This window comes from Jongsikchunia kroppenstedtii DSM 45133, assembly GCF_000380485.1.
In the GTDB taxonomy this organism is placed as follows: domain Bacteria; phylum Actinomycetota; class Actinomycetes; order Mycobacteriales; family Mycobacteriaceae; genus Jongsikchunia; species Jongsikchunia kroppenstedtii.
This window is the reverse complement of sequence record NZ_AQYG01000001.1, coordinates 1-1,042: the sequence shown is the minus strand read 5'-3', so window position 1 is coordinate 1,042 and position 1,042 is coordinate 1. Positions and strand designations below refer to the sequence as shown.

Genomic DNA, 1,042 nt, shown 5'->3' with positions numbered 1-1,042 from the left:
TTGTTGTGTGTTGGTAAGTCCTCGACCGATTAGTACCAGTCACCTGAACACATTGCTGTGCTTACAGTTCTGGCCTATCAACCCTATGGTCTGTAGGGGGTCTTACCCACTCAATGGTGGTGAGAAACCTCATCTTGGAACGGGCTTCCCGCTTAGATGCTTTCAGCGGTTATCCCTTCCGAACGTAGCTAACCAGCGGTGCTCCTGGTGGAACAACTGGCACACCAGAGGTTCGTCCGTCCCGGTCCTCTCGTACTAGGGACAGGTTTCCTCAAGTTTCTAACGCGCGCGGCGGATAGAGACCGAACTGTCTCACGACGTTCTAAACCCAGCTCGCGTGCCGCTTTAATGGGCGAACAGCCCAACCCTTGGGACCTACTCCAGCCCCAGGATGCGACGAGCCGACATCGAGGTGCCAAACCATCCCGTCGATATGGACTCTTGGGGAAGATCAGCCTGTTATCCCCGGGGTACCTTTTATCCGTTGAGCGACACCACTTCCACACGTTGGTGCCGGATCACTAGTCCCGACTTTCGTCCCTGCTCGACATGTACGTCTCACAGTCAAGCTCCCTTGTGCACTTACACTCAACACCTGATTGCCAACCAGGCTGAGGGAACCTTTGGGCGCCTCCGTTACTTTTTGGGAGGCAACCGCCCCAGTTAAACTACCCACCAGGCACTGTCCCTGAACCAGATCATGGTCCGAGGTTAGATGTCCAATACGATCAGAGTGGTATTTCAACAACGACTCCATGAACACTGGCGTGCCCACTTCACAGTCTCCCACCTATCCTACACAAACCGAACCGAACACCAATACCAAGCTATAGTGAAGGTCCCGGGGTCTTTTCGTCCTGCCGCGCGTAACGAGCATCTTTACTCGTACTGCAATTTCGCCGAGTCTGTGGTTGAGACAGCAGAGAAGTCGTTACGCCATTCGTGCAGGTCGGAACTTACCCGACAAGGAATTTCGCTACCTTAGGATGGTTATAGTTACCACCGCCGTTTACTGGGGCTTAAATTCTCAGCTTCGCTCCCC

At 53.8% G+C, this 1,042-nt stretch carries 1 rRNA gene; it reads right to left on the bottom strand.

What is annotated here, in order from left to right:
- Positions 1–9: 9 nt before the first annotated feature.
- A 23S ribosomal RNA gene (locus tag G341_RS0100005) occupies positions 10–1,042 on the bottom strand; the annotation flags it as partial.